Annotated in this window: 26 protein-coding genes and 1 other annotated feature; of the genes, 18 read left to right on the top strand and 8 right to left on the bottom strand. The window is 33.7% G+C overall.

Annotated features, from left to right (window positions below; genetic code table 11):
- Nucleotides 1-279 precede the first annotated feature (279 nt).
- From BK137_RS17875 to BK137_RS17860, 4 genes are all read left to right on the top strand, one after another.
- The gene (locus BK137_RS17875) at nt 280-1,191 is read left to right on the top strand and encodes a helix-turn-helix transcriptional regulator (protein WP_038184624.1); all 912 of its coding nucleotides are present in this window, start codon (nt 280-282) and stop codon (nt 1,189-1,191) included.
- A gap of 60 nt (nt 1,192-1,251) precedes the next feature.
- On the top strand, nt 1,252-1,641 hold the full coding sequence (locus tag BK137_RS17870; protein ID WP_038184621.1) for a GyrI-like domain-containing protein: 390 nt from the start codon (nt 1,252-1,254) through the stop codon (nt 1,639-1,641).
- Entirely contained in the window at nt 1,638-2,252 is a 615-nt protein-coding gene (locus tag BK137_RS17865) for a MepB family protein (protein WP_164491926.1), read from the top strand. The genes BK137_RS17870 and BK137_RS17865 overlap by 4 nt, the downstream gene beginning before the upstream one ends.
- Before the next feature lie 176 nt (nt 2,253-2,428).
- Nucleotides 2,429-2,667: a binding site (T-box leader), on the top strand.
- Between the two features lie 58 nt (nt 2,668-2,725).
- Nucleotides 2,726-4,081, top strand: coding sequence for an amino acid permease (locus BK137_RS17860; RefSeq protein ID WP_038184993.1), 1,356 nt, complete (start codon nt 2,726-2,728; stop codon nt 4,079-4,081).
- 48 nt (nt 4,082-4,129) lie between these two features.
- Here the strand turns inward: BK137_RS17860 and BK137_RS17855 are convergent, their stop codons facing one another.
- The 3 genes from BK137_RS17855 to BK137_RS17845 form a co-directional block, all read right to left on the bottom strand.
- Nucleotides 4,130-5,065 (bottom strand): alpha/beta hydrolase, encoded by a 936-nt coding sequence (locus BK137_RS17855; RefSeq protein ID WP_235175726.1) that lies wholly within the window; start codon nt 5,063-5,065, stop codon nt 4,130-4,132.
- 138 nt (nt 5,066-5,203) lie between these two features.
- Nucleotides 5,204-6,001 (bottom strand): pyrroline-5-carboxylate reductase, encoded by a 798-nt coding sequence (proC, locus tag BK137_RS17850; protein WP_038184619.1) that lies wholly within the window; start codon nt 5,999-6,001, stop codon nt 5,204-5,206.
- 165 nt (nt 6,002-6,166) lie between these two features.
- Nucleotides 6,167-7,825: a tetratricopeptide repeat protein gene (locus BK137_RS17845; protein ID WP_038184617.1), complete on the bottom strand. Its 1,659-nt coding sequence runs from the start codon at nt 7,823-7,825 to the stop codon at nt 6,167-6,169.
- A 378-nt stretch (nt 7,826-8,203) separates the two neighbouring features.
- Between BK137_RS17845 and BK137_RS17840 the strand changes: the two genes are divergently transcribed.
- Complete coding sequence (locus tag BK137_RS17840; RefSeq protein ID WP_038184613.1) at nt 8,204-8,743, top strand: GNAT family N-acetyltransferase; 540 nt, start codon at nt 8,204-8,206, stop codon at nt 8,741-8,743.
- Nucleotides 8,744-8,800: 57 nt separating this feature from the next.
- Here BK137_RS17840 and BK137_RS17835 read toward each other — a convergent pair whose 3' ends face one another.
- From BK137_RS17835 to BK137_RS17825, 3 genes are read right to left on the bottom strand one after another with little or no spacing between them, the layout of a single operon-like run.
- Entirely contained in the window at nt 8,801-9,604 is an 804-nt protein-coding gene (locus BK137_RS17835) for an ABC transporter ATP-binding protein (protein WP_038184610.1), read from the bottom strand.
- A gap of 14 nt (nt 9,605-9,618) precedes the next feature.
- The gene (locus BK137_RS17830) at nt 9,619-10,674 is read right to left on the bottom strand and encodes a FecCD family ABC transporter permease (protein WP_038184607.1); all 1,056 of its coding nucleotides are present in this window, start codon (nt 10,672-10,674) and stop codon (nt 9,619-9,621) included.
- Nucleotides 10,671-11,675 (bottom strand): FecCD family ABC transporter permease, encoded by a 1,005-nt coding sequence (locus BK137_RS17825; protein WP_038184604.1) that lies wholly within the window; start codon nt 11,673-11,675, stop codon nt 10,671-10,673. The genes BK137_RS17830 and BK137_RS17825 overlap by 4 nt, the downstream gene beginning before the upstream one ends.
- 170 nt (nt 11,676-11,845) lie before the next feature.
- Here BK137_RS17825 and BK137_RS17820 point away from each other — a divergent pair, with 170 nt between their 5' ends.
- On the top strand, nt 11,846-12,832 hold the full coding sequence (locus BK137_RS17820; protein WP_038184602.1) for an ABC transporter substrate-binding protein: 987 nt from the start codon (nt 11,846-11,848) through the stop codon (nt 12,830-12,832).
- A gap of 230 nt (nt 12,833-13,062) precedes the next feature.
- Here BK137_RS17820 and BK137_RS17815 read toward each other — a convergent pair whose 3' ends face one another.
- A complete protein-coding gene (locus tag BK137_RS17815) occupies nt 13,063-13,608 on the bottom strand; it encodes a flavodoxin family protein (protein WP_038184600.1) in 546 nt (181 codons plus the stop codon).
- Between the two features lie 116 nt (nt 13,609-13,724).
- Between BK137_RS17815 and BK137_RS17810 the strand changes: the two genes are divergently transcribed.
- The 5 genes from BK137_RS17810 (at nt 13,725) to BK137_RS17790 (ending at nt 19,299) form a co-directional block, all read left to right on the top strand.
- A complete protein-coding gene (locus BK137_RS17810) occupies nt 13,725-14,639 on the top strand; it encodes a LysR family transcriptional regulator (RefSeq protein WP_038184597.1) in 915 nt (304 codons plus the stop codon).
- A 584-nt stretch (nt 14,640-15,223) separates the two neighbouring features.
- Complete coding sequence (locus BK137_RS17805) at nt 15,224-16,177, top strand: ABC transporter ATP-binding protein (protein WP_038184584.1); 954 nt, start codon at nt 15,224-15,226, stop codon at nt 16,175-16,177.
- A gap of 4 nt (nt 16,178-16,181) precedes the next feature.
- The gene (gene opuFB / locus BK137_RS17800; protein ID WP_038184581.1) at nt 16,182-17,696 is read left to right on the top strand and encodes an osmoprotectant update ABC transporter permease/substrate-binding subunit OpuFB; all 1,515 of its coding nucleotides are present in this window, start codon (nt 16,182-16,184) and stop codon (nt 17,694-17,696) included.
- A 231-nt stretch (nt 17,697-17,927) separates the two neighbouring features.
- Complete coding sequence (locus BK137_RS17795; protein ID WP_143691519.1) at nt 17,928-18,275, top strand: hypothetical protein; 348 nt, start codon at nt 17,928-17,930, stop codon at nt 18,273-18,275.
- Between the two features lie 193 nt (nt 18,276-18,468).
- Nucleotides 18,469-19,299 (top strand): GNAT family N-acetyltransferase, encoded by an 831-nt coding sequence (locus tag BK137_RS17790; RefSeq protein ID WP_038184574.1) that lies wholly within the window; start codon nt 18,469-18,471, stop codon nt 19,297-19,299.
- A gap of 151 nt (nt 19,300-19,450) precedes the next feature.
- On the opposite strand, the gene BK137_RS22415 is transcribed toward BK137_RS17790, so the two are convergent.
- Nucleotides 19,451-19,624, bottom strand: coding sequence for a hypothetical protein (locus tag BK137_RS22415; RefSeq protein ID WP_164491925.1), 174 nt, complete (start codon nt 19,622-19,624; stop codon nt 19,451-19,453).
- Nucleotides 19,625-19,974: 350 nt separating this feature from the next.
- On the opposite strand from BK137_RS22415, the gene BK137_RS17785 reads away from it, so the two are divergent.
- The 7 genes from BK137_RS17785 (at nt 19,975) to BK137_RS17755 (ending at nt 24,843) form a co-directional block, all read left to right on the top strand.
- Nucleotides 19,975-20,280, top strand: a complete 306-nt coding sequence (locus tag BK137_RS17785; protein ID WP_038184571.1) for an NIPSNAP family protein — start codon at nt 19,975-19,977, stop codon at nt 20,278-20,280.
- A 331-nt stretch (nt 20,281-20,611) separates the two neighbouring features.
- Complete coding sequence (locus tag BK137_RS17780; protein ID WP_038184568.1) at nt 20,612-21,259, top strand: peptidylprolyl isomerase; 648 nt, start codon at nt 20,612-20,614, stop codon at nt 21,257-21,259.
- A gap of 443 nt (nt 21,260-21,702) precedes the next feature.
- Nucleotides 21,703-22,149 (top strand): SRPBCC family protein, encoded by a 447-nt coding sequence (locus BK137_RS17775; protein WP_038184555.1) that lies wholly within the window; start codon nt 21,703-21,705, stop codon nt 22,147-22,149.
- Between the two features lie 358 nt (nt 22,150-22,507).
- Nucleotides 22,508-23,227: an MraY family glycosyltransferase gene (locus tag BK137_RS17770; protein ID WP_038184552.1), complete on the top strand. Its 720-nt coding sequence runs from the start codon at nt 22,508-22,510 to the stop codon at nt 23,225-23,227.
- Nucleotides 23,228-23,348: 121 nt separating this feature from the next.
- Nucleotides 23,349-23,543, top strand: coding sequence for a hypothetical protein (locus BK137_RS17765; RefSeq protein WP_038184549.1), 195 nt, complete (start codon nt 23,349-23,351; stop codon nt 23,541-23,543).
- Between the two features lie 238 nt (nt 23,544-23,781).
- Nucleotides 23,782-24,276, top strand: a complete 495-nt coding sequence (locus tag BK137_RS17760) for a hypothetical protein (protein WP_038184546.1) — start codon at nt 23,782-23,784, stop codon at nt 24,274-24,276.
- A gap of 165 nt (nt 24,277-24,441) precedes the next feature.
- On the top strand, nt 24,442-24,843 hold the full coding sequence (locus BK137_RS17755; protein ID WP_038184543.1) for a group-specific protein: 402 nt from the start codon (nt 24,442-24,444) through the stop codon (nt 24,841-24,843).
- Nucleotides 24,844-24,923: the final 80 nt, after the last annotated feature.

The raw sequence follows: 24,923 nt of genomic DNA, 5'->3' as shown, positions 1-24,923 counted from the left end.
CAGTAAATCAGAGCATAATTCTACGCAGATAGTACTTTTTAGACACAAAAATAGTAATAAATTCTTCACATTATTCATTGTTAGAAGTTGTATCATTTTTATTAGAATATTGAAACGATATAATTCGTAATTTTTCGTATAATAGTGAATAACTTGTTTTTGCTAGATTAAACTAAAAATTAATTCGAATAATCTAGTGTGAATTTAATGAATGTATTTGGAATTCTCCTTTAATACTATTAAAGTTAGATTAATACCTGTTTGGAGGAGACATAGACCATGAAAACAGAGAGAATGCTCTCAATTTTGATTTATTTATTACAGAAAAAGAAAGTATCTGCTGAAGAATTAGCAATTAAATTTGAAGTAAGTAAAAGAACGATATATCGGGATATGGATGCATTATCATCAATCGGTATTCCTATTATTTCATATTTAGGGAAGAATGGTGGTTTTACCTTAATCGATACTTACCAATTAGATAAATTCACCTTTAATGATGTTGAAAAAAAGTTCTTATTGGAAGGATTATCATTGAAAAATGAATTATTTAATAGTCATCAATTATCAATCTTACAAAGGAAAATAGAGCTATTGCAAGAAAATAATGAAGACTATCATCCGCCAATTACGGTACTATCATCCACATTACATCGAGAAACAATAGAAGAAGAAACAAAAGTAAAGGTAAAAAACATACTTTCTGTAATTGAAGACGGACATAAAATTTGCATCTCATATGTATCACAAACTGCGAATTTATCTAATCGTATTATTCAGCCATTAAAACTAAATTTTATGAATGGTAGCTGGTATTTAGAGGCTTATTGTGAAGATAAAGAGGCTTTAAGATTATTCAAGTTAACTAGAATAAGAAATATGGAACTCATAAAGCACAAAGCTAGATCCGTTTATAGTCATAGCAATTGTTATTTAGCGAATAGCGATTCGAATATGGAGCAGATTATATTATTGTTTTCAAAAAGTGAACTAGGAAAATTATATGATTTTTTTACTGATGATGAAATATCAATACTTGAAGATAGACGTCTTAAGGTAACCTTTAATTACGACGTTAACAAAAATATACTGCCATTTATAATGATGTTTGGTAGACATGTAAAAATTCTTTCTCCACAATGGCTGAAAGATGAATATATGAATGAAATAGAATTTATTTATAAAAGATGACAGACAGTTGTCATATTATGAATGATATTCTTCTAGTATAAACGAGTAGGAGGAATTGCAATGCATACAGCAATTAGTAAAAAACAGATTTTTGGGAAAAGTGTTAGAACAAATAATCAAAATACAGACGCAATAGTTAGACTGTGGGAGGAGTTTCTACGTTTAAATTTAACGGGTGAAATCTATGCAGTTTATAGTAATTATGCAAGTGATTTTACAGACGATTACGATCTACATATTGGTACTGAAGAGCCAAATACAAATGATGTTAGTACCATAATTCCAGAAGATAACTACCTTGCCATAGAAGTAGATCACAAGGATCCAAAAGGTGTTTTCAAAGCTTGGGAGAAAATCTGGAAAAGTGATATCAACAGAGCTTATAAAACGGATTTTGAGCATTACTGTGAAGACGGTAGCATTAAGATCTATCTATCGGTCAATTCATGACTAGTAAGTTTGATCACTACCAGGAGAATGAACATATAAATAAAAAAAACCGACAATTATCAGTTACTGAACCTAGCTGTCAACATTCTTGGACTGATTCTGTCACAATTCATGATAACCTTATTGCAACGAGGGAACTAGTCTATAACCCATGTGGATTTGTATTTTCTCACCCCAAAATTGAACCACAAAACGCGGCATATGGAGCATATGTATTTAAGTTAAATGATCTCTCGATTAGATTTCGCGTCGCTAAAATAACACCTACAAAAATCGGTCAATTTGTGACGCTATGGGAGAGGGTTGGGGATGGATCAATTCAACCTTATGACCTATCAGATTCAATCGAATTCTTTGTCATTAGTGTCAAAAAAGATGATCAATTTGGCCAGTTTGTCTTTCCGAAAGCTGTTTTATATAAGCAAGATATAATATCCAATAAAGGACAAGGGGGTAAACGTGCATTTCGCGTTTATCCACCTTGGGATAACCCCAAAAGCAAACAAGCTAAAAAAACACAAGAATGGCAACTAAAATATTTCTTAGAAATTCCTAAGGATACAGTAGTAGACCGTGTTCGTGCGAAGATCCTTTATAGTATAAAATATTAGACATACTTAACATATGGACTTTTGTATCGTATTCTAGGCAACCGTTTTGATCATTCTAGGCCAAATTGTATACGCCCATTATAACTTAATAATTATTCTAAAATAAAATGTTGACAAAAATGAAACAAGACCGTATAGTATGGGATATTGATTTAAAATTTTCTGAAATAATGTTTCAAAACGCATTGATTAGGAGTAGTAAAAGCTCATTATTTGGTCTAGAGAGCTGCGGGGTGGTGCAACGCAGTCCAATAATACTTTGAACTTGCCTATGAGTGGTAAAGTGAAATGAATAGACAGACTATTCTTTTTACTTTAACGTTTAACCTTCGTTACCAGGTTTTTAAAGTTGGGTTCATGAATTAGAACCAATAAGAGTGGTACCGCGGTTTGCATAAGGCATATCGTCTCTTCTTTCATTTGATGATGAAGGAAGAGACGATATGCTTTTTTTGATTATTGGAGGTAAGGATATGGAAAGTGACAAACAAAAATTACAAAGAACAATGACTTCACGACATATTACGATGATGGCATTAGGTGGAGCAATTGGCGCAGGATTATTTAAAGGGAGTAGTGCAGCCATTGATATGGCAGGACCAAGCGTACTACTTGCTTACCTAATTGGTGGTATCATTCTATTATTTGTTATGCAAGGATTAGCTGAAATGGCAGTCCGAAATAGCAATGCAAGGACATTTAGAGATCTAGTTCAATCTATTTTAGGAAAGTACCCAGCATATTTTTTAGACTGGATTTACTGGAAAATGTGGGTATTAAACATTACCGCAGAGTCTATTGTTGCTGCAATCTTCATTCAATATTGGCTACCAGATTACCCAATTTGGATACTTGCTTTGTCAGTGTCAGTGTTAGTTACAGTTATCAACTTACTATCAGTAAAAGCTTTCGCTGAAACGGAGTACTGGCTTGCGTTAATTAAAATCACTGTAATCATTGTGTTTATCATAGCAGGGTTTATCTTACTGCTCGTTACTTTTGGTGATCATACAGCTGTTGGATTTTCTAATCTAACGAGTCACGGTGGTTTCTTCCCGAATGGCCCGACAGGTTTAATTACGGCAATGCTTGTAGTTATTTATTCTTACGGAGGAACAGAAATTATTGGTGTCACATTAGCTGAAACGAAAAATCCTGAAAAAGTGGTACCAAAAGCAGTTCGCAGTACATTAGTACGAATCATTTCTTTCTATTTAGTACCATTTTTAATTATCGTCAGCTTGATTCCTTGGAATGAAGTTAACGGAGTACCAGAAAGTCCGTTTGTGATGGTATTCAAAATGATCGGTATCCCAGGGGCAGACCATATTATGAATGCGGTTGTGTTACTTGCGATTATTTCATCGATGAATTCTGGATTATATGGTTCATCACGCGTTCTATATACTCAAGCTATGGACGGGCGTATTCCTAAAGTATTTTCAAAATTATCGAAAAAGAAAGTGCCAGTATATTCAATACTATTATGTACATCTGTCTTATATATTGGCGTGTTAATTTCATTATTTGCTGGGAGCAAGACTTTTGATTTTCTAATGGGTTCCCTAGGATATACGGTATTATGTATTTGGTTAATCATTGCAATTGCTCATGTGAAGTCTCGAAAAAAACAGCCTGGGCAAACGAGTGCTTATGCCGTAAAATGGTTCCCATATACAACTTGGTTTGCCATCATTGCTTTAAGTGCGATTCTGATTGGTATTATTTTCACAACATCAATTATCGTTACTAGTATTACACTAGCAATCTATATTTTTATTACTATAACTTATGTTTATAAGGGTCGTTTACATCAAAATGAAGCATAATATTTAATAGAGAAAACGCTTGGAAGATAAATGATCCAAGCGTTTTTTTTATTTTTTTATAAAATCAGCAATTAGCTGAACGGTCTGTCTAGTCTCATCTTCAAAAAATTCCATCTTACTAAAGTAGCTATGAATTAATCCAGGCATAACCACATGGTGTGTTGGAACACCTGCTTCGTTTAAACGGTTTGCATAGGAAACGCCTTCGTCAAAAAGAACATCATATTCAGCTGCAATAACAATAGCCCTTGGTAAATAGCTTAAATCATCTTGTAGGAGAGGAGAAACGGCACTGTTTCGATAATCTTCTTCATTATAAACATAATGCTCTCCAAACCATTTCATACCGTCACGATCTAATCCTAGATCATTAGCATAGTTTTCATAAGAAGTAGTGGTCATATCCATATTCGTCACTGGATAGATTAGTGCTTGTGCAGTGATGAGTGGACCATTTTGCTCTTTTGCCATATGTGTAACAACTGTTGCTAGGTTGCCACCGGCACTATCTCCTGCAACGATAATATTCGTAGAATCTCCATTTAAATCAGCAGCAAACTCATAGACCCATAAAAGTGCATCGAAGGCGTCATTTAAAGGAATTGGGAATTTAAATTCTGGTGCAAGGCGGTAGTCGACAGAAACAACTATGGCATTTACTTCAGCTGCTAATAAGTGACAACCTGCATCCGCCGTTTCTAAATTACCGAAAACCCATCCTCCTCCATGATAATAAACAATGATAGGGAAAGGACCTTTACCGTTTGGCGTGTATATACGAACATTAATTTCACTACCATCTCGAACAGGTATTTTACGATTTATTATTTGTTTTAGTAAAGGTAAATCTATCAATGGTTTTGGACATTGAGCTCTTGCTGCTCGAACATCCGCTGGTTGATGAGTATAGTATTTGGGTGATTTATTAGCGTCTGCGATATATTGTTTAGATGTATTTGTTAGGTTAAACATTAAATTATTCATCAAATCATCCTTTCAAGTTCAAAGTTAGATTAATTTGATTATACACTATTCCTATAAGAAAGGTAGGTATTTGTTTTTAGCTAATAAAAAAAGACAGAATTTAACGCTATGTAGCGAAAAGTTCTGTCCGAGAAGATTTTATGATAAAGTTTCATCTTTTTTGATAACAGCCGTTACGGCATCGTAAATGGTACTAGCGAAATGGTCATTTTGCAAGGAGGTGACACCTTGGATGGTAGTACCCCCAGGTGAACAAACTTGATCGACAAGTTCCCATGGGTGTTCGTCAGACTCTAATATCATTTTAGCACTGCCTAGTACGGAGCTGGCGGCAATTTCTAATGCCATTTTCTTATCCATACCCTCACGCACAGCAGCTCTAGCTAATGAGTCAATATATAAATAAGTAAAGGCAGGGGATGCACCACCAATAGCCGAGAAAATTGTAAATAGATTTTCTGGTAATTCTATAATAGAGCCAATAGTTCCAAATAGAGATTCTACGACTTCTTTGTGCTGTTCATTAACAGTTGAAGAAATGGAGTAGCATGTTGTGGAAGCACCAACGATGGCATTTATATTGGGCATAACGCGGACTATGGGTGTGTCTGTTTGTATATTTTGTTGTAAATATTCAATTGATTTTCCTGCTGCGACTGAAATAATAAGATGATTTTCTTGGATATATTTTTGCACCTCTGATAATATTTCAGGTAATACTTGGGGTTGTACTGCTAATACAATGACATCAGCATTTATCATAATATCTTTAATAGAGTCACTTGCAATTAGCCCATAGTTGCCCACAAGATGATTTGTTTTAGCAACTGTTCGGTTATAACCATAAATGTCTATGGCTGAAAATTGTTTACTATTGTGCATGCCTTTAATAATGGCAGAAGCCATACTACCAAGGCCGATAAATCCATACTTCATTCTTACACTCTCCTAACATATTCTATCAGTATAGTACAGACTGTTAGTGTTGGATAGTGTTTGATATTAACAACTCATATGTAATTTATTTATCGATATTTGACTTATCAAAAAACAAAAAAACATCGTAGTCAAATGCACTACGATGTTTTTTTGTTTATAGGTTTATTCAGTAGCAAGCATTTCAACTTTTGCTAACAATTCTTCTCTTTTTTCTTTCAGCTTTGGAGATTTGCTTACTTCGAGTGCTTTATTGACTGCTTCAAGTGCTTCTTTCCACTGATTTTGTTGTTCGAATAGACTGATTAACAGTAAATGTAATCTTGTGTATTTAGGGAACAGTTCAAGTCCCTCATATGCAGCTTCGAAAGCTTCGTCCATTCGGCCTAAATCACGTAAAAGTTCACCCTTCAATAAGCGTGGTCTGTCATAAGTTGGTGATAATCTGATGGATTCTTCTGCTAACTGAAGTGCCCAATTCTTTTTGTTTGTCTTAGAGCAATGTATTGCTAAAATACGATGATACTCAGTTGATTTTGAACGTAGTGTTCGTTCATAATTAGGGATAGGCTGCTCTGCCATGAATCTTTTTACAATATCCTTTAATACACCTATTTGAGATAAATAAATTGAAATACGGTGTCCAGCATATGGGTAGTAAATGTACTTAGCATTTGGATAAGCTTTCTTAATTACCTTTTTCATGTATTTACTATCAATAGCATCCTTAGGGTCGTAAATAATCGTCGGAGTAATCCTAGGATTATAAGGATGCTGTAGTTCGTGTTGGAAAACCGTTTCAACTCTCATTTTAGTACCATGGTTAGGATGCGCAGAGTTTCTTGGACTGAGTGCTAGAATATTACAATCAATTGTTGAACCAAAGTACAATGCACTATAGCCACCTAGGCTAGTACCATAAGCGAATTTTTTATCATAACCAGCTGCTAATTTTGCAACGGTCTCGTAATATTCTTCTCTTGAGATGTCTTGATGATAGTTTTTAGTTGTTCTTCGTCTTAAAGAGATAAGATCGACTCTTTTTTTCTTCAATAAGTTGAAGGCAAATGGTGTTCTTTCCCATGTTTTATCAATGGAATCAAAGGTTGCAAATACAGTATTCGTCGGTTCTATGAATTTATAGAATTCAATTCTACTCTCGCCATTATCAAATAACGTGACTTTTCGATACCCATCTACAAAAATTTCAGGCAACTCATCAACATACTTTGTCAAACATTCAGCGAATAATGATCTAGCTTTTTCATGCTCGCCTACAATTTGATAGGCAATACTTAAGTCAACGAGCACCGAAGCTGGTACCTTTTCACCTAAAAATTGCACGAGTTCTTCAACTCTTTGAATTGCTATTGGCCAGTTTTTTGAGGCAAATGCCAATTCGACGTATTTATAATGAAGTGTTTCATCCGCAGGGTTCTCTTTCACAAGCAGTTCAAGTATTTCACCTGCTTCTGAATAGTGTCTGTTATTAATCAAATATTTATATAGTTTATAAGTTAGGGTCGAGTCTGTTTTTCGTGAAATATTAACTAAAATTCTTGGTAAATGCTTCGCCACATCGCTCCAATTTTTTTGGCGAGCATAAATTTTCATCAATTCAGTATGAACAGATAGATTCAGTGGATATATTTTTGAACCTTCTTCTAACAACTTTTTCGCTTGGGCAACCTTATTATCACGTTTCAGTTGTTTGGCAAAATCAATATAGATAGATTTGCTTGGGACAGCTTCATTTTGCGCTAAAATGTTTTCGGCAATTTGAGTGATAGCATCCTTATTTTCATTTTGAGTAGATATAAACATGATAATCTCCTTTTTAAGTTTCAAAGCTAGTACAGTTTAAGCTTTTTTAAATCAATTCTGAGTAAGGAATAGGAAACTAGTGCTCATTTCCCGTGTCAAATTACATTAACTCTATCAATTAAATCATGAAAATCATTGGTAATGGGACAAATCAATGAATTTGTTATAAAACTGTTACAAGTGTTACGAAACTTATATATAATTGTAACCTAAATGATACTTAATTGGTTGTGGAAATGGTATTTTTATGCCTATATTGACCAAATTCATACTAATATAACAAATACATATGAAGAATATGGGTTGAGGGTGAACCTATTCTATTATTTTCTTTAAAAATCGTGTGCAAATTACCTTAACAAAGAATGGAGAATGTATATGATATTACAAAATGAACAATTAGTAGTTCGGAAGTTAGAAAGAAAAGATGATATTTATCTTGCGAAATGGCTTTCAGACGCAAATATTTTAACATATTACGAAGGAAAAGATAATCCATTTGACATTGAAAAAGTACATGAAAAATTTTACGATGTTAACGAAGAAGAAACTAGATGTATTATTGAATACGATGGCGCGAGTATTGGTTATATTCAGTTTTATCCTATAGAGCATGAGAGTAGGGTCGCTTATGAATACAATAACGACGCTGAAGTTATTTATGGGTTAGATCAATTTATCGGTGAATCGAGTTATTGGGATAAAGGTATTGGCACCAAGCTTATTTTAGCGATGAAGGAATACTTAGTCAACGAGAAAAAGGCTGATATCCTTGTTATGGATCCGCAAGCTTGGAATGAAAGAGCCATTCATTGCTATGAAAAATGTGGTTTTAAGAAAGTACGATATTTACCAAAGCAAGAGATGCATGAAGGTGAATTAAGAGATTGCTGGTTAGTGGAGTTTAGAGCACGTTAGAGATAAAACAAATAAAAAGGACGGGAGCAGAAAGTATGCTGTCGTCCTTTTTATATTTTAAAATTGACTTACTTTTCGCCCTTTCCCAAAAGGAATACACATTGGTGTACCGAAAATAGGGTCAGCTGTAATTTCACAATCGAGATCAAAGACATCTTTAATAAGGGTTTCGTTTATGATGTCCTCAGGCTTGCCTTTTTTATAAACAGTTTGGTTAGCTACTGTAATAATATGATGAGCATAACGGCAAGCTAAATTAATGTCATGTAAGACCATGATGATTGTCCGGTTTTCTTGAATATTCAACTCATATAGTAAATCGAGAATTTCGATTTGATGCGTTAAATCTAAATAAGTAGTCGGTTCATCTAATAAAATTATATCTGTATCTTGCGCCAATGTCATAGCAATCCAGGCGCGTTGTCGTTGCCCACCTGATAGTTCGTCAACAGGTTTGTCTTTCAATTCTGCAACACCTGTAGCATTAAGTGCATTCATGACGATTTCTTCATCTTCTTTAGTCCATTGCTTACGCCAACTTTGGTAAGGATAACGTCCTTGCTTCACAAGTTGCAGTACAGTTAACCCCTCTGGTGCGGTAGGGGATTGTGGTAAAATAGAGAGCTTTTTAGCCACTTGCTTAGTTGATAGTTTAAAGACATCTTCTGCTTCTAATAATACAGTGCCATTCGTTGGTTTTAATAATCTTGCAATAGAGCGCAAAAGAGTAGATTTACCACAACCATTTCCACCGATTAACACGGTGATTTCACCCTTTGGAATTGTAATATTTAAATCTTTTATAATAACGGAATCTCCATAACCTAAAGTAAGTGATTTCGTTTCAATCGTTTCTGTCAAAGGTTTCGACTCCTTTAGTTCCTCGGATTTCTAAATAGTAAATAAATAAAATAAGGGGCACCAATTGCTGCTGTAAAAACACCAGCAGGTACTTCTAGTGGACTAAATGCCGTTCTACCTATGACGTCAGCAGCCATAACTAGTAATGCGCCTATACTTGCAGCAGTTGGGATTAACACGCCAAAAGACGAACCAACTAAGCGACGTGCGATATGTGGTGCCATTAAACCGACAAAACCAATAGCACCAGCAAAAGCAATAGCGCCAGCAACTAGGCACGTACTAAGCAATAATAAAAGAAAACGCATCTTTTGAACAGGTTGTCCTAAATTTGAAGCCGTATCATCACCTAATTCTTGTACATTTAAATGTCGTGTGATGAAGAAGGAAATCACAAGCAAAAGAATAGTCCAAGGTACGACCATTTTCACTTGTTCCCAACTTGCACCGCTAACGCTACCTGTAATCCAAATATTCGCTTCACTTGCTCTATATATCGGACCTAGTAACATGAGCATCGTTGTCATTGCCTGCATAAATGCTGAAACTCCAATCCCAATGAGGACAAGGCGAATCGGTGTAATACCATCTTTCCAAGCTAAAAAGTATACGACAAATCCAATAACCGTAGCTCCAATAAAACCAGCAATAGGAAGCCACTGAATACTAACTGTTAAGGAGTGGTTTTGATCACTAAAGATGGCTAAGAAAGCTACAACTGCGGCACCGCCACCAGCCGAAATCCCTATAATATCAGGGGAAGCAAGGGGGTTTTTAATCATCCCTTGTAAAATAGCACCAGCAACCGCTAATGCCATACCAGCAAATGCTGCGATTAGAATACGAGGTAATCTAAAATCAACTACTACAAGGCGATCAAAATCATTACCACCACCAAATAGAATTTGGAAAACGTTTAACGGATTGATAAAAGAATCGCCTACAGATGCACTTAGTATAAATGTTGCCATTACTAAGCAGAATAAGAATGAGATTTTCCTAGTTGCTTTTATATCAAGTAAAAACGAAATTTTTTGTTGTAATAGTCTAATAGTTCTGTACTGCTTCACGCTTTTCTGAACCCCTTTCTAGCAATATAAACAAAGAATGGTGTTCCGATAAACGCTGTCATGACACCAACAGGAACTTCCTGAGGCATGATAATATAACGAGCACTCACGTCTGCTAATAGTAGTAGAATACCACCTAGTAATGCTGACATAGGAATTAACCACCTATGGTCATTCCCAACACATTTGCGAGCTAGATGGGGAATGACTATACCGATAAAACCGATTGGACCAGCCACAGCTACAGATCCACCTGCTAACATAATAACGATAAATCCAACAGCTAATTGAATCAAGCCGACAGGTAAACCTAACCCTTTTGCGACATCATCACCTAGTGCTAGAACATTCATCTTCGGTGCAATTAGCAATGCGCCAATCCAACCTATAATAAGATAAGGAAGAACATCAATTAATAATTCCAATTTACGACCTTCTACAGAACCTGCTAACCAAAATAGCACTTGATCTAATTCAGCCTCATTAGTGGCCAATAATCCTTGAGTAAAAGAAGAGAAGAGGGCGCTCATGGCTGCTCCAGCTAATGTAATTTTAATAGGAGACATAGCATCTCGACCTGTAGAACTAATCCCATAAACTGCCGCGGTTGCAACTGTTGCACCTAAAAATGCAATCCATGCGAATGATTGCAAGCTAGCAGATTGGAAGAAAACCATGGCAAACACAACCGCAAATCCAGCGCCAGCATTAATCCCTAAAATACCTGGTGAAGCTAATGGGTTTTTTGTTAACGTTTGCATTAAAACGCCAGCAATTGCTAATGAAGCTCCGACGCTTGCTGCGATTAATGCACGAGGAAGTCGTACGTTTTGAATGATTAAATGTTCATTCGAGTCATTAAACTGTGTAAATGCTTGATAAGCCGTCTGAAAGGATGTATCTGCATAACCGTAAACGATACTGATGACCATACATACGAGTAATAGAATGATACTGCTTATTAGTGCAAGAATTTTTGTAAGATTATTATTAAATAACATGTGGTATTCAAAACTCTTTTCTAAAATAGAATAAAATTACGTTTTTAATGTAAATTAAAAAATATATTGACTTCTCTTTTACCGTGGAATAATATTAATCTTGCATTAAATGAAAATGATTATCATTATTGCTTTCATATTTTATCATATACATAGGAGGATTTAAAGAGATGAAAAATACTTTACGTAAAATCGTCGCATTATTTGCAGTTATCGCTGTATTTGCATTAGCAGCTTGCGGTAATACAAAAGAAGATGATAAACAAAAAGATGCATCAAAAGAAAAGGAAACAACATATTCTGTTGAGCATGCAATGGGTACTACTGAAATTAAAGGCACACCAAAACGTATTGTTGTATTAACGAATGAAGGAACAGAAGCATTACTTGCTTTAGGTATTCAACCAGTTGGCGCAGTACAATCATGGGTAGGAAATCCTTGGTATGATCATATTAAAGACGATATGGGAGATGCAGAAGTTGTCGGTGTTGAACATGAAGTGAATATCGAGAAAATCGCTGCACTTAAACCAGATTTAATCATTGGTAGTAAGATAAGACAAGAAAAAGTCTATGACAAGTTAACTAAAATTGCCCCAACTGTTTTCTCTGAAACATTACGTGGGGATTGGAAAGAAAACTTTGCTTTATACGCAAAAGCAGTGAATAAAGATGCTGAAGGTAAAGACATTTTAAAACAATATGACGAAAAAGTAGCAGCATTAAAAACAACATTAGGTGATAAAACAGATCAACAAGTATCATTCGTACGCTTTATGACTGGTATAACACGTATTTACTATACAGATTCATTTTCTGGTGTCATTTTTAACGAATTAGGTTTTAAACGTGTATCAGCCCAAGAAAAACTATTTACAGCTGATAATAAACTAGGTAACTTAGCAATTGAAGTAGGTAAAGAAGCCATTCCTGAAATGGACGGAGACGTTTTATTCTACTTCACATATATGCCAACAGGTGATGATTCTGCATTAGCAACTGAAAAAGAGTGGACAGAAGATCCACTATGGCAAAAACTATCTGCAGTTAAAGCAGGAAATGTTCATAAAGTAGATGATGTCATTTGGAATACTGCAGGTGGCGTATTAGCAGCTAACTTAATGCTAGATCAAATTGAAGAAGTATTCTCTAAATAAAATGTAATGATAAAACGTTTATTAGGATATCCTAATAAACGTTTTTATTTTCCAGGAAATAATTTATTAGTTAAATATGTGATTTTGAATGCTTTATTGAATTACTTGAAGAAGAATAACTAAATCATTAAATACGTCTTTTAAAGGAAAGAAGGGATAACAATAGCACATACAATGAGTCATTAGATAAAAAAAGACCGCTCAAAAATGAACGATCTTCTTGATGGTTTTTATAATTTTTTTAACTGTTTGTTTAATAGGTTAGCTTGCTCTACAGCTTGTTGATCTTGTAAAATGTCACCTGGTTTATTTCCTTCACCTATAATATAAGATGAGAACCGCATATTTAAGAAATCAAAAGTGTATTTAAATTGCTGAATAAGAGGCAGCCCTTTTATTTTCGGGTCATCACCACCGACAGCTACTACAATGGCATCTACGGATTTTATTTTTTCTTTAAATTGTGGGAATCGTTCATCTCGTATAGCGTGGCTTAATCGGTCAATCATGTTTTTCATAATACCCGACATCGTATACCAATAAATTGGAGTAGAAAAGATAATCAGATCACTTTCTAAGAAAGCATTTATGATTGTGTCATAATCATCGTCTACTAATTGAAAACCGCCATCCGCATGACGTAAATCATGAATAGGTTGTATAGATAAGTTTTTCAAATCAATTTTAGTATGATTTATATCCTTCGTCACCAAATCTGCCAGTATCTCGCTGTTACTTTCTTCTCTAGAACTACCAATAAATGTTGTAATCTTCATATATGTCAATCCTCTCTATACTTTCTTCTATAAAAAGCTTAAACTTAAATTCATTATTAATAAAGATGAATAATTCGATTAAATTAATCGGTAAAACCGATTTAGGAGTGTGAGATATGGATATTAAGCACTTACATACATTTTTAACTGCTGCTAAAACATTGAATTTTACACAAACAGCGGAAATATTGGATTATGCACAATCTAGTATTACCGCTCAAATCAAGTCTTTAGAAGGTGAATTAGGGGTTCCTTTATTTGAGCGTCTAGGAAAACGAATTTATTTAACAGATGCTGGTATCCAATTAAAACAATATGCACAAAAGATGGTAGATCTAGATGAAAACATGAGAGAAGCAATAACTAATCAAGATGAAACGAATGTGACTTTAACAATTGGGGCACAGGAAAGTCAATGCACTTATCGATTACCTAAAATTTTGCAATTGTTCAGAAGCCGACATCCGAAAGTGAAAATAGTTTTTAAGCCAGTCCATACAATTGATGTTGCCAAGGATTTATTGCAATCAGGTAATCTCGATTTGGCTTTTATTACGGATACACGTAAAGACACACCAATGCTTTGTAAAAAGGAATTAATCGAGGAAGATTTGGTATTTGTAGTAGCACCAACACATCATATAACTCAAAATAATATTTTAGCCATACAGAACGTAGCCCAAGAAACGATATTATTAACGGAGGAAGGCTGCTCATATCGAAATCAATTCGAATATCAATGTCATTTAAAAGGTATTTATCCGGATCAAATAATAGAGTTTTCTAGTATTGAAGCAATCAAGAAGTGTGTGATTGCTGGATTAGGAATGACATTGTTACCGAAAATGACAGTTGAAAAAGAGTTAGAAAATGGAGTACTAAAAAATCTAGAGACAACTATTACAATGGAATCCGTATTTACTGAGCTTGCGTGGCATAAGGATAAATATATCTTCTCTTATTTAGAAGATTTCATACAGATTGCTTGTGAACAGTATAAATTATTTAATAGACATTCTAGTATTGAGTAGATGAGTAGAGAGGTTAAGGAGGATATAAAGAACTTAAAAAGTCCACACTACGATTAAGTAGTATGGACTTTAGTATTTTAAAGGGTTTTTATTACTGTACATTACTTAGTAATATGAATAAGAAGTGGATATTCATTTGAAAAACGGCATAAAAAAAGCAGGCGCTCATCTGCCTGCTAGAAAAAAGAAAAAGATTCCCGACAATCCGAGTCGTTATGGAATCTTAGTTTGTAACGAAAGTTCGAAAACAATCATTACGTAGGTTTGGCACCTAAATATATATTATACGCTATTAAATCAGAAATGCAAGGAAAATATCAAATAAAATAAGAGCTTATCAATATTTGATATAGAAATGGTTATTTAGAAGTTTTAATATAGGTTTAAAGAAGATATAAACGAGGTATTCATATATGCATATAACTCCGTATTCACCTTTTGTATTTTATTTATTCAATACGAGTATATAAAATGTGAAATACAAGTAATCTGAATAATATGGATTGTCGGTAGGAATGTGCAAAACAACTTGAATCGATGAGACCGAGTTAGAAACCACTACGGTACTAGAAGGAGGTAATGAAATGATTGTATTTGAGAATGTATCTAAAAGGTATGATGACAATCAACCAGCAGTTAACTATCTCAATTTGGAAATAAAGAAAGGTGAATTCTTTGTCATTATAGGTCCAAGTGGCTGTGGGAAAACGACATTACTAAAAATGATCAATCGATTAATTCGTTTGACAGAAGGAACTATTAAAATTGAAGGAAAAAGAATAAGTGATTATAACATAAATGAGTTACGTTGGAATATCGGATATGTTCTCCAACAAATTGCACTTTTTCCACATATGACGATAGAAGAGAATATTGCCATTGTTCCAGAACTGAAGAAATGGCGTAGAGAACAAATTCAGCAGCGAGTTCATGAGTTATTAAATATGGTCGGTCTTGAAGCAGATAAATATAGTCAGCGAAAACCTGCAGAGCTTTCAGGAGGAGAACAACAAAGAGTGGGAGTTGTTCGTGCATTAGCAGCAGATCCTGAAATCATTCTTATGGATGAACCATTTAGTGCATTGGATCCGATTAGTCGTACTAAGTTACAAGATGACTTGCTCGATCTACAACAAACAATTAAAAAAACAATTGTCTTTGTATCACACGATATGCAAGAAGCACTAAAACTAGGAGATAGAATATGTGTGATGAAGGATGGAGAAATTGTACAGCTCGGTACACCCCAAGAAATTATGCAAAGTCCGGCCAATGATTTTGTTAGAGAATTTATTGGCCTTAATCAAGATTTTAAAGATACATTCAATATAGAAAGTATTATCCAACCCATATCAAAAGAAAATGTCTATTTGCAAGTATTACACAAAGTTTCCGTAAATGATTCACTACAAGAAATACTTAATAATTTGGTAGATCATGAAGCCATATCGGTAAATCAGAACGGTGAAATTATAGGTATTATAACGAGAGAATCGATTATAAGGTATTTAGCTATAGATTCTTCAGGAAGAGGTTAAGCATATGACGAATTTAGTAGATGTTTTTAATGAACGTAAAGGACAGCTCTTTGCCTCATTACTTGAACATATTCAAATATCTTTTATTGCTCTCTTTTTTGCGGTTGTTATTGCGATACCTTTAGGCATTTACTTAACAAATAAGAAAAAAATAGCAGAAAGTATAATTGGCATAAGTGCGGTTCTGCAAACAATCCCTTCCTTAGCATTGCTAGGCTTGTTAATTCCGCTGTTTGGTATAGGTAAGATACCAGCAATAATAGCATTAGTTGTTTATGCACTTTTACCAATCCTACGTAATACATACACAGGGATAAATGAGGTAGATGCGTCACTAAAAGAAGCAGCAATGGCAATGGGTATGAACACTCGAAAGAGGTTAATGAAAGTAGAACTTCCTCTCGCCATGCCTGTTATGATGGCAGGGATCAGGACCGCCATGGTCTTAATAGTAGGGACAGCTACATTGGCGGCATTAATTGGTGCAGGGGGTCTAGGAGATATTATTTTACTAGGTATTGACCGAAATAATACAGCATTAATCGTCTTAGGAGCTGCACCAGCTGCACTATTAGCGTTAGCATTTGACTTTTTACTAAAAAAACTTGAATCACTTTCATTTAAAAAAACAGTAATAGCATTGAGCGCTATTAGTATTACGGCATTATTAATGATTTTCCTTCCTCTAATGAATATCAATGAAAAAGAAGAGATAGTCATTGCGGGTAAACTTGGATCAGAGCCTGAAATTCTTATCAATATGTATAAATTACTTATTGAAGACGAGACCGATTTGAATGTTCAATTAAAGCCTGGTTTAGGTAAGACTTCATTTGTGTTTAATGCATTGAAATCGGGAAGTGTCGACATTTATCCCGAATTTACTGGTACAGCCATTTCAGAATTTTTGAAAGAGAAAGCGATAAATAACAACCAAGATGATGTTTATAGGCAAGCACAAGAAGGTATGCTGAAAAAATTTGACATGGTAATGCTTAGTCCTATGAAGTACAACAATACTTATGCATTGGCTGTTTCGGAAGAGGCAGCAAAAACATACGATTTGAAGAACATTTCAGATGTAAAGGCAGCTGAAGAAAATATAAAAGCAGGGTTTACAATGGAGTTTAATGATCGGGAAGATGGTTATCGAGGTATTCAAAAGCTATATAATCTCTCTCTTTCCAATATTACTACAATGGAACCTAAGCTGAGATATCAGGCTGTAAAATCTGGAGATATAGATTTACTAGATGCCTATTCAACCGATAGTGATATTAGACAATACAATTTAATTGTTTTAGAAGACGACAAGCATTTGTTTCCTCCTTATCAAGGTGCACCATTATTAAAACAAGAAACAATAAAAAAACATCCTGAAATTGAAAGAGCATTAAATAAACTGGCCGATCAAATAACTGAGGATGAAATGCGTCAAATGAATTATCAAGTAAATGTAGAAGGTAGAAAGGCATCAGAAGTAGCACATGAATTTTTAAAAAAAGCGGGTTTATTGTAAGTAGATATATTCATTTCCCACAAAAAATGAGAGGTAGCTGTATCTTTGTAAAAAAGTTTGATAATTTGTAATAAAGTTTGATTATAAACATCTCACCTCTATAGATTTTTAGAGGTGGGTTTTTTGTTGGGAATTTATGATAATATCACTATGGAGATTGTGATGAAACAGATAAAAATGAATATATATCAATGTACGAAAGATTTTTTATTCTATTTGTAGAATTAATCAGTGAAGAATGAAAAAAATATTGTTTTGAAGGATGACTGTATTTTGAAAATTAAATTTCTTTTGATTTTTACATTTCTACTATGCGGCAGTTTATTATTTGTATGGTCGGAGAGTGAAATAAAAGCAACTTTTACAGGAGTGATTGAAGAGATTAATGGACAGAGTGCCGTAGTTTATGTATCTGAAGATGAAGAGTATGCAGTTTATGGAATAATTGCTGTAAATCTTGCAAAGAATCCTGATGAAACATTTCAGGTTGGTGATAAGGTGAAAGTCGGTTACGATGGTACTATACGAGAAACAGCACCAATTGGTATTTCTACTCTTACTGTTGAATTAGTTGAGTAATATCTTATAGTGAAGTTGTGCAATGTACTATTCGTTTCCTAACATCAACTAACGAGTGCTTTAGTACAATATAGTTGAGCTGTTCAGACAGCTCTTTTTTTATACAACTAACGGGGCAGTTTAGTTTAACAAGGGATATATTGTTAATTATGGTAGAGTTAGATTAGAAATGTATAGGGAGGAGAAATATCGTATGATTTCTGAATTAAATAAAAGTGATTTTTATAAGTGTAGAGGTATAGTTAATGAGAAGGGGCAATTGGAAATAATAGCGGTAATCGAAGGAGTTAATCCTGGTCGTGTATTTGTAGATGATAGCGTTTCCCCTACCTCTGGATTCGTTTGGTTAGGGAATAATGATGGATTTCTCTTTATTGGAAATGCAGAAAATGAAGCGTTTAATAATGAATTAAACAATTTTATTGATAGAGTAATCATACCAGAAGCAAAGAAAGTCCGATTAAATTGCTTTGAAGGAATTGGTAACCACATAAAATGGAATAAGACTATCGAAAAAGTGTTTGAACATCGTAAGTTAGGAAGCTGGAATCAGAGGGTTTATGAGGTACATAAAGTTGATTATAAAGCTAGCAATGAACCTGCTATTGAACAAGGATATGAAGTTGTAAAAATCTCCGATACTTTCTTTGATAATAATGATGGTCCAATAATAAACATTGAATTTTTACACTCCAAAATTTTAGAGTTTTGGGCTTCACCTGAGAGTTTCTTTGGTGATGGTATTGGTTATTGTATTGTTTACAAAAATGAAATTGTAAGTGTTTGTTTTTCAGGTTTTGTTGTTGGAAATGTACACTGTATAGGTATTGAAACCTTAGAGGAGCATCAAGGAAAAAAATTAGCTCAAAAATTAGCCCATAGTGTTGTAAAAGATTGCTTGGAGAGTAATCTGGTTCCGTATTGGGATTGTATGGAAGTGAATAAGCCGTCTATTGCAGTTGCAGAAAATATAGGATTCAGAAATGTATTTAATTATATAGGGTATTATTTCCTTTTTGAGTGATTTTTTATTGAACTAACGGGGTAGGTTAGTTGAACAAAAGATATGAGAACTCCATTCTTTTTATGGCGCATTGAAACAAATCACATATCAATTCATACGTCAAAAATCAAAAAAGAACTGTCCTAAAAAGGAACAGTTAATTTATAAAAGTTTATTTGACAGCTTTAAAAAGAGCTTTTCCTTTGTTGTAGACAAATCTTTCCCATTTAGCTAACAACCCGTTCCCATTTTCACTATGTTCTAATTCTAACGCGTGATTTTTATGGAAATCTATTACCCGTTTATTATGGTCTTTTTGCCATTGATGCAAAGGATTATGTTTCATTTTTTTAACCTCCTTTTCAAATAGTTTCTTAATTATACGGTTAGTAAGGATAAATTAAAAGCAATCTATATCTAGTCGATTGAGGATAGGAATTGATAGTCAATTCGGACATTTTGCGTAACAAATTGGATAGATAACATATGAAAACGGCAAGTAGACTTTTAGTGGTAAAGATGAAATTTTTATAAGTGGTGAATATTACGACCCAAATTTGCAATAAAAGAAAAGGTGATTATTCAACTAACGGGGCTTTACTTCAAGAAGGAGTGAAGCTTTTTTCTTATTGAACTAACGGGGCAGTTTAGTTGAAGTATATGTTATGATGAAAAAAAGATTTAAGGAGGGAAAAAATGGTTACATGTTATTTGAAGTATGTTATTGACCCTTATAAAGTAAATGAATTTGAAGAATACGGTAAGATGTGGATTCCACTTGTAAATAAATTAGGTGGTACACATCATGGCTATTTTCTTCCGCATGAGGGTGCTAATAATATTGCTTATGCCTTCTTCACTTTCCCAAGTTTAACAGCATACGAAGAGTACCGGGTGAAAATGGCATTGGATGAAGAATGTCAAGTAGCATTTAAATTTGCAGAAGATACTAAATGTATTTTAAGTTATGAGAGAAGTTTTATGCGCCCAGTATTTAAGTGAATATACGTTAAAGCTAAAGGAGTTGCTTAGGCAACTCTTTTTCTTCTTCAACTAAAGGGGCATGATATATGAAGAAAGTGTATGTTCTATCATTTAACAATAGAGATAGATGGTCAAGGAAAAAGCAGTACTACAGTTTAATATTAGTTTAGGTGAACTGTATCATAAGTACGTGTGGTTTTTTTACTTCGGATGCTTATTGATATGCGATAAATTCTCATGTGCTACGTTTACCCCAGTTCTTTATGAATTCTAGTTCATGTATTCTTTTTCTAGTCTTCTATGATATAGTTTTTAAGAAAAGAATCATGTGACTGGGGGATATAGAGAGATGGTTGCAAAGTCGAAATTAGCGTATATAGTGCTTAGCGTATTAGCTGTAGTTGCTTTAACAGGCTGTGGTGCATCAAAAGATGTTGAAAAGAAGAAGGATACACCGAACTATGCTTCTGAGGTAAAGGAAAAACCTATTGTGACAATTACGATGGAAAATGATAAAAAAATCGTCATGGAATTATATCCAGAAGTAGCACCAAATACGGTTGCGAATTTTGTATCATTAGTAAAAGAAGGTTTCTATGATGGCTTGATTTTCCATCGAGTTATCCCTGGATTTATGGTGCAAGGTGGCGACCCAACTGGAAATGGTACGGGAGGGCCTGATTATGCGATTAAAGGCGAATTCTTATCAAATGGCTTTGAAAATAATTTAAAGCACGATCGTGGTGTCGTATCAATAGCACGTTCACAGGATCCAAACTCTGCAGGCTCACAATTCTTCATCATGGTAGATACTTCTGAACAATTGGATGGCGAGTATGCGGCATTTGGTAAGGTAACAGAAGGTATGGACGTTGTTGATGAAATCGTTAATGCGGAGCGCAATGAATCCGATAAACCATTGAAAGAACAAAAAATGAAAAAGGTTGAAGTGGATACGAAAGGCTTCGATTATCCAAAGCCAGAAGTGCAAAAATAATAAATTGAATAGATTTCCCTCCCTGAATTAGGCTATTCTGCTGTAAACAATTGTATGGGAGGGTTTTCTTTTGAGTGAAACAAGATTTGTGAAATTAACAAAGATAGATTCGATTAACCTATTTCGAATTTTGATAGGAGAAGAATTAATAAAATAGTTCCATTTATTCTTATTGTACTAAACGGTACTTTAGTAGAAGATCTTTGAGTTGTTTAGACAGCTCTTTTTTTATTCAACTAACGGGGCAGGTTAGCTGAAGAAGGATTCTTTGTAGGGAGAGCGAATATTAGATAAGCAACTACTATTATAGAACTTTATAGGGAGATTTTTAGGGGTTATAAAAGTTGTAAAATTGTTTTTTTCGATGTCGAAGGGACTATTACAAATCATGAAGATGGTAGCATTCGATAATGACCACTGCTGATAATTGGAGGTACAAAACATTGTTAATAAAAAGTCAAACGGAGATTCAAGCCCCTATTGAGGTAGTATTCTCTTACTTAGAAGATAATGATAAACAAAAAGAATGGATGACAGGATTAGAAGGAACTGAGTATTTAACGAAGTTTGATATTAGTAATCCGGTTGGTGTGAAGTTTAAACAAAAGTTAAGAGAAGGAAACCGTATTCAAGAGTATGAAGGACAAGTTACTGAATACAATAAAAATAATAGAATAAGTATTCAAATGAATCATCCTACTTTCTTAATCAATGTTTCATATAACCTTCAAAAAATTAGTCCTAATTCCAGTATTCTTTATATTTCAGAAGAATTAACAGCTAATACTGTTTCAGGAAAGATATTAAGTATCCTTTTTCGTGTATTTATGAAAAAAGGTTTAGAGAAACAAATGAAGGCATTGAAACAGTGCGCTGAAAAACAATTATAATGTTTTTAGTATGTTCACTTAAAGCAAAGGGAGCTTTAGGTGAAATTTTCAAAAAGAAAAAACCGTTTCAGTTAAGCTGTTCCGTTTGAATCACGCAATCAAATACTCAAATAGCTCCGCATTTAGCGGGGTTATTTTCATTTACCACAGATAAAATATTCATATTTTCCAAACTGTTAGGTGGATAATAATGGTAAAATAAAACTTAGTTATTCAACTAAAGGGGCAGGTTAGTTGAACAAGTAAAACGATAGAATCTGCATTACTTCTCCCATATACTGTATAATTCAATTTGGATAATGCCGTTATCTGAATCTTCAACTCTGGGGCAGTTTAAAAATATTAAGGAGGGAAAAGTTTGTTATATTTAGCTTTAATTATGGGTCTGGTATTAATTGTAATTACAACTAAGCTCACTCAAGCATTAAAATTATCAAGCATTTGGATGTTGCTTGGTCAAATTGGTGCGGCACTTGTAATAATAATAGTCGGTAAACTTGAGATTAGTTATTTTAATCTAATTTATGGTAATTATATAGAATTAGGGTATTTGACTATCCCATTTTCCTTATTATTTCTTGTAGGTTTTACAAATGTAATGAATATGGGAAAAGAGCAAAATCCTTTAATATTGCTGTTTCCTTGTATTTCGTTAGTTTGTCTTTCCATATCGGCTTTCATCATGGGATATTCATTTGTTTCAATAACGGGAATTTGTGGTATTTTATCAATTATGTTTGTACTACTATATGGCTACTTTTCGGGTAAAGCATTTGTAGGAAGAACACTTTCTACGTCAATAGGTTTTATAATAGCAGTACTTTCAATATGCTTATTTAAAACATCTATAGTAACAATTTATATTCCTATATTTACGTTAGCACTACCACTTACTTTATATTATTTAATTCAAGATAAAATTACGAGTGTACAATCAATTACAGTTAGCTCTTTAACAGCTATTTTATTTGGTGTATTAATGTTCATTTTTCCTTCTAATATAATTTGGTATCTCATTGTTGGGTTAACGATTCTTTTGGTTATCACGCAATCTTCACGTAAATATCGCTTTATTTAGAAACAAAAGTTCTTCTTGAACTAACGGGGCAGGTTAGTTGAACAAGTATGTTATGGGAGTTTAATAATGTTGTCTATATCTCTATATATAAGCATTTAAAAAATTAAAGGTGGTTTTCAAGTTGAAATGCAATCAATGTCAAAGTGAAATGGTTAAAGATTGTGGCGTTAATGTTGAAGGTGTTATGTATGGAATAAAAATATTTAAAAAGGGTAAAGGACTGTTCAACAAAGTGTCTGAAAAACCAAAAGCGTCTGTTTGTCCGAATTGCGGTTATGTTGCGTTCTATATAGATAATTATAAAGAATTCAAATAAACGGCTAATAAAGTAAATTTCTTATTGTACTAACGGGTGCTTTAGTAGAAGCTCTATGAGCTGTTCAGAAAGCTCTTTTTTCTTCTTCAACTAACGAAGCAGGATAGTTGAAGAAGGAAATGTAATTTACAACAATAATTATCCGTAGTCAAATTAAGTGGGATATGTCGAATTTACACTTAACAACCTGTAATTTATGGTATTATTATAACAATTAACCATTCGAATAGGAGAAGTTATGAGAAATTATAAAATAGCTTGTATAAGTACTTGTATTATACTTTTATCAGGGTGTAATGCATTTTCCTCTCAAACAGAAGAACCATCTTTAAAAGTAGCGTCAGAAGAAATAACAAAAGTTGTAAAAAAGGAACCTGTTATTTTAGATGTTACGGATATGGAGAAAGAAGAACCAATAAGAGGTTTTTATCCTCTTGCGATTGATGAAGAGATAGCGTCTCCTATAGGTGAAAGTAAATCTTATTTTACTCATTCTGGTGATAGTCCATTTAAAATAACCTTATTAAATACTGGTACTGAAAGCTTTTTATACAAAATTCAAAATCTAGATAAAGAAACAACTGTAGCAAATGGTGTTTTAAAAAGTAATGAAAGTTATGAGAAGGTATTTGACGGATTCCCTGAAGGCGCTTATGTCATATCTTACCTAGTAGAAGAAGAAGGGCTTCCTGTGGATATAAAACTAAAGGTAAAGGTAGAGGAACTTCGCTAAATAATTGGATTTTTAGGCGGAAACCACAAAAACGTGTTCAACTAACGGGGTGCTTTAGTGAAAGTTCGTTGAGCTGCTTATGCGGCTTTTTTTTTATTCAACTAACGGGGCAGTTTAGTTGAATAAGGGTTAGTAACATATATGATAATAAAGAGGAGAGAAATTATGAAATTTTATATTGCATCAAGCTTAAAAAATATAGATCAGGTTAGATATGTTAGTAAAAGGTTAAAAAATAAAGGATTTATCCATACATATGACTGGACTGTAAATGAGAACGTAACAACATTGGAAGAACTAAAGGTAATAGGTCAAAAGGAGAAAAATGCTGTAATAGAATCGGATTTTGTTGTTGTTTTATTACCAGCAGGAAAAGGAAGCCATATTGAATTAGGTATTGCTATGGGAAATGACAAAAATATTTATCTTTACTCACCGAACAAAGAAGTAGATAACATTGAAACAACCAGTACATTTTATCATTTACCAAAAATCGAAAAGTGCTTTGGAACAATAGATGAGTTAGTAGATATTATAGATTTAAAATCAAAAAGTTTTTTAAGCTAACGAGTGCTTTAGTGGAATAAGGAGATTAAAATAATCAAGCTTTTTTATATACAGTAAAATCAAGGAGTTAGAGTGATTTA

Source organism: Viridibacillus arenosi (genome assembly GCF_001955655.1).
GTDB classification, from domain to species: Bacteria; Bacillota; Bacilli; order Bacillales_A; family Planococcaceae; genus Viridibacillus; species Viridibacillus arenosi.
Note: the sequence above shows the minus strand (reverse complement) of the source record. Positions and strands in the feature narration are given on the sequence as shown.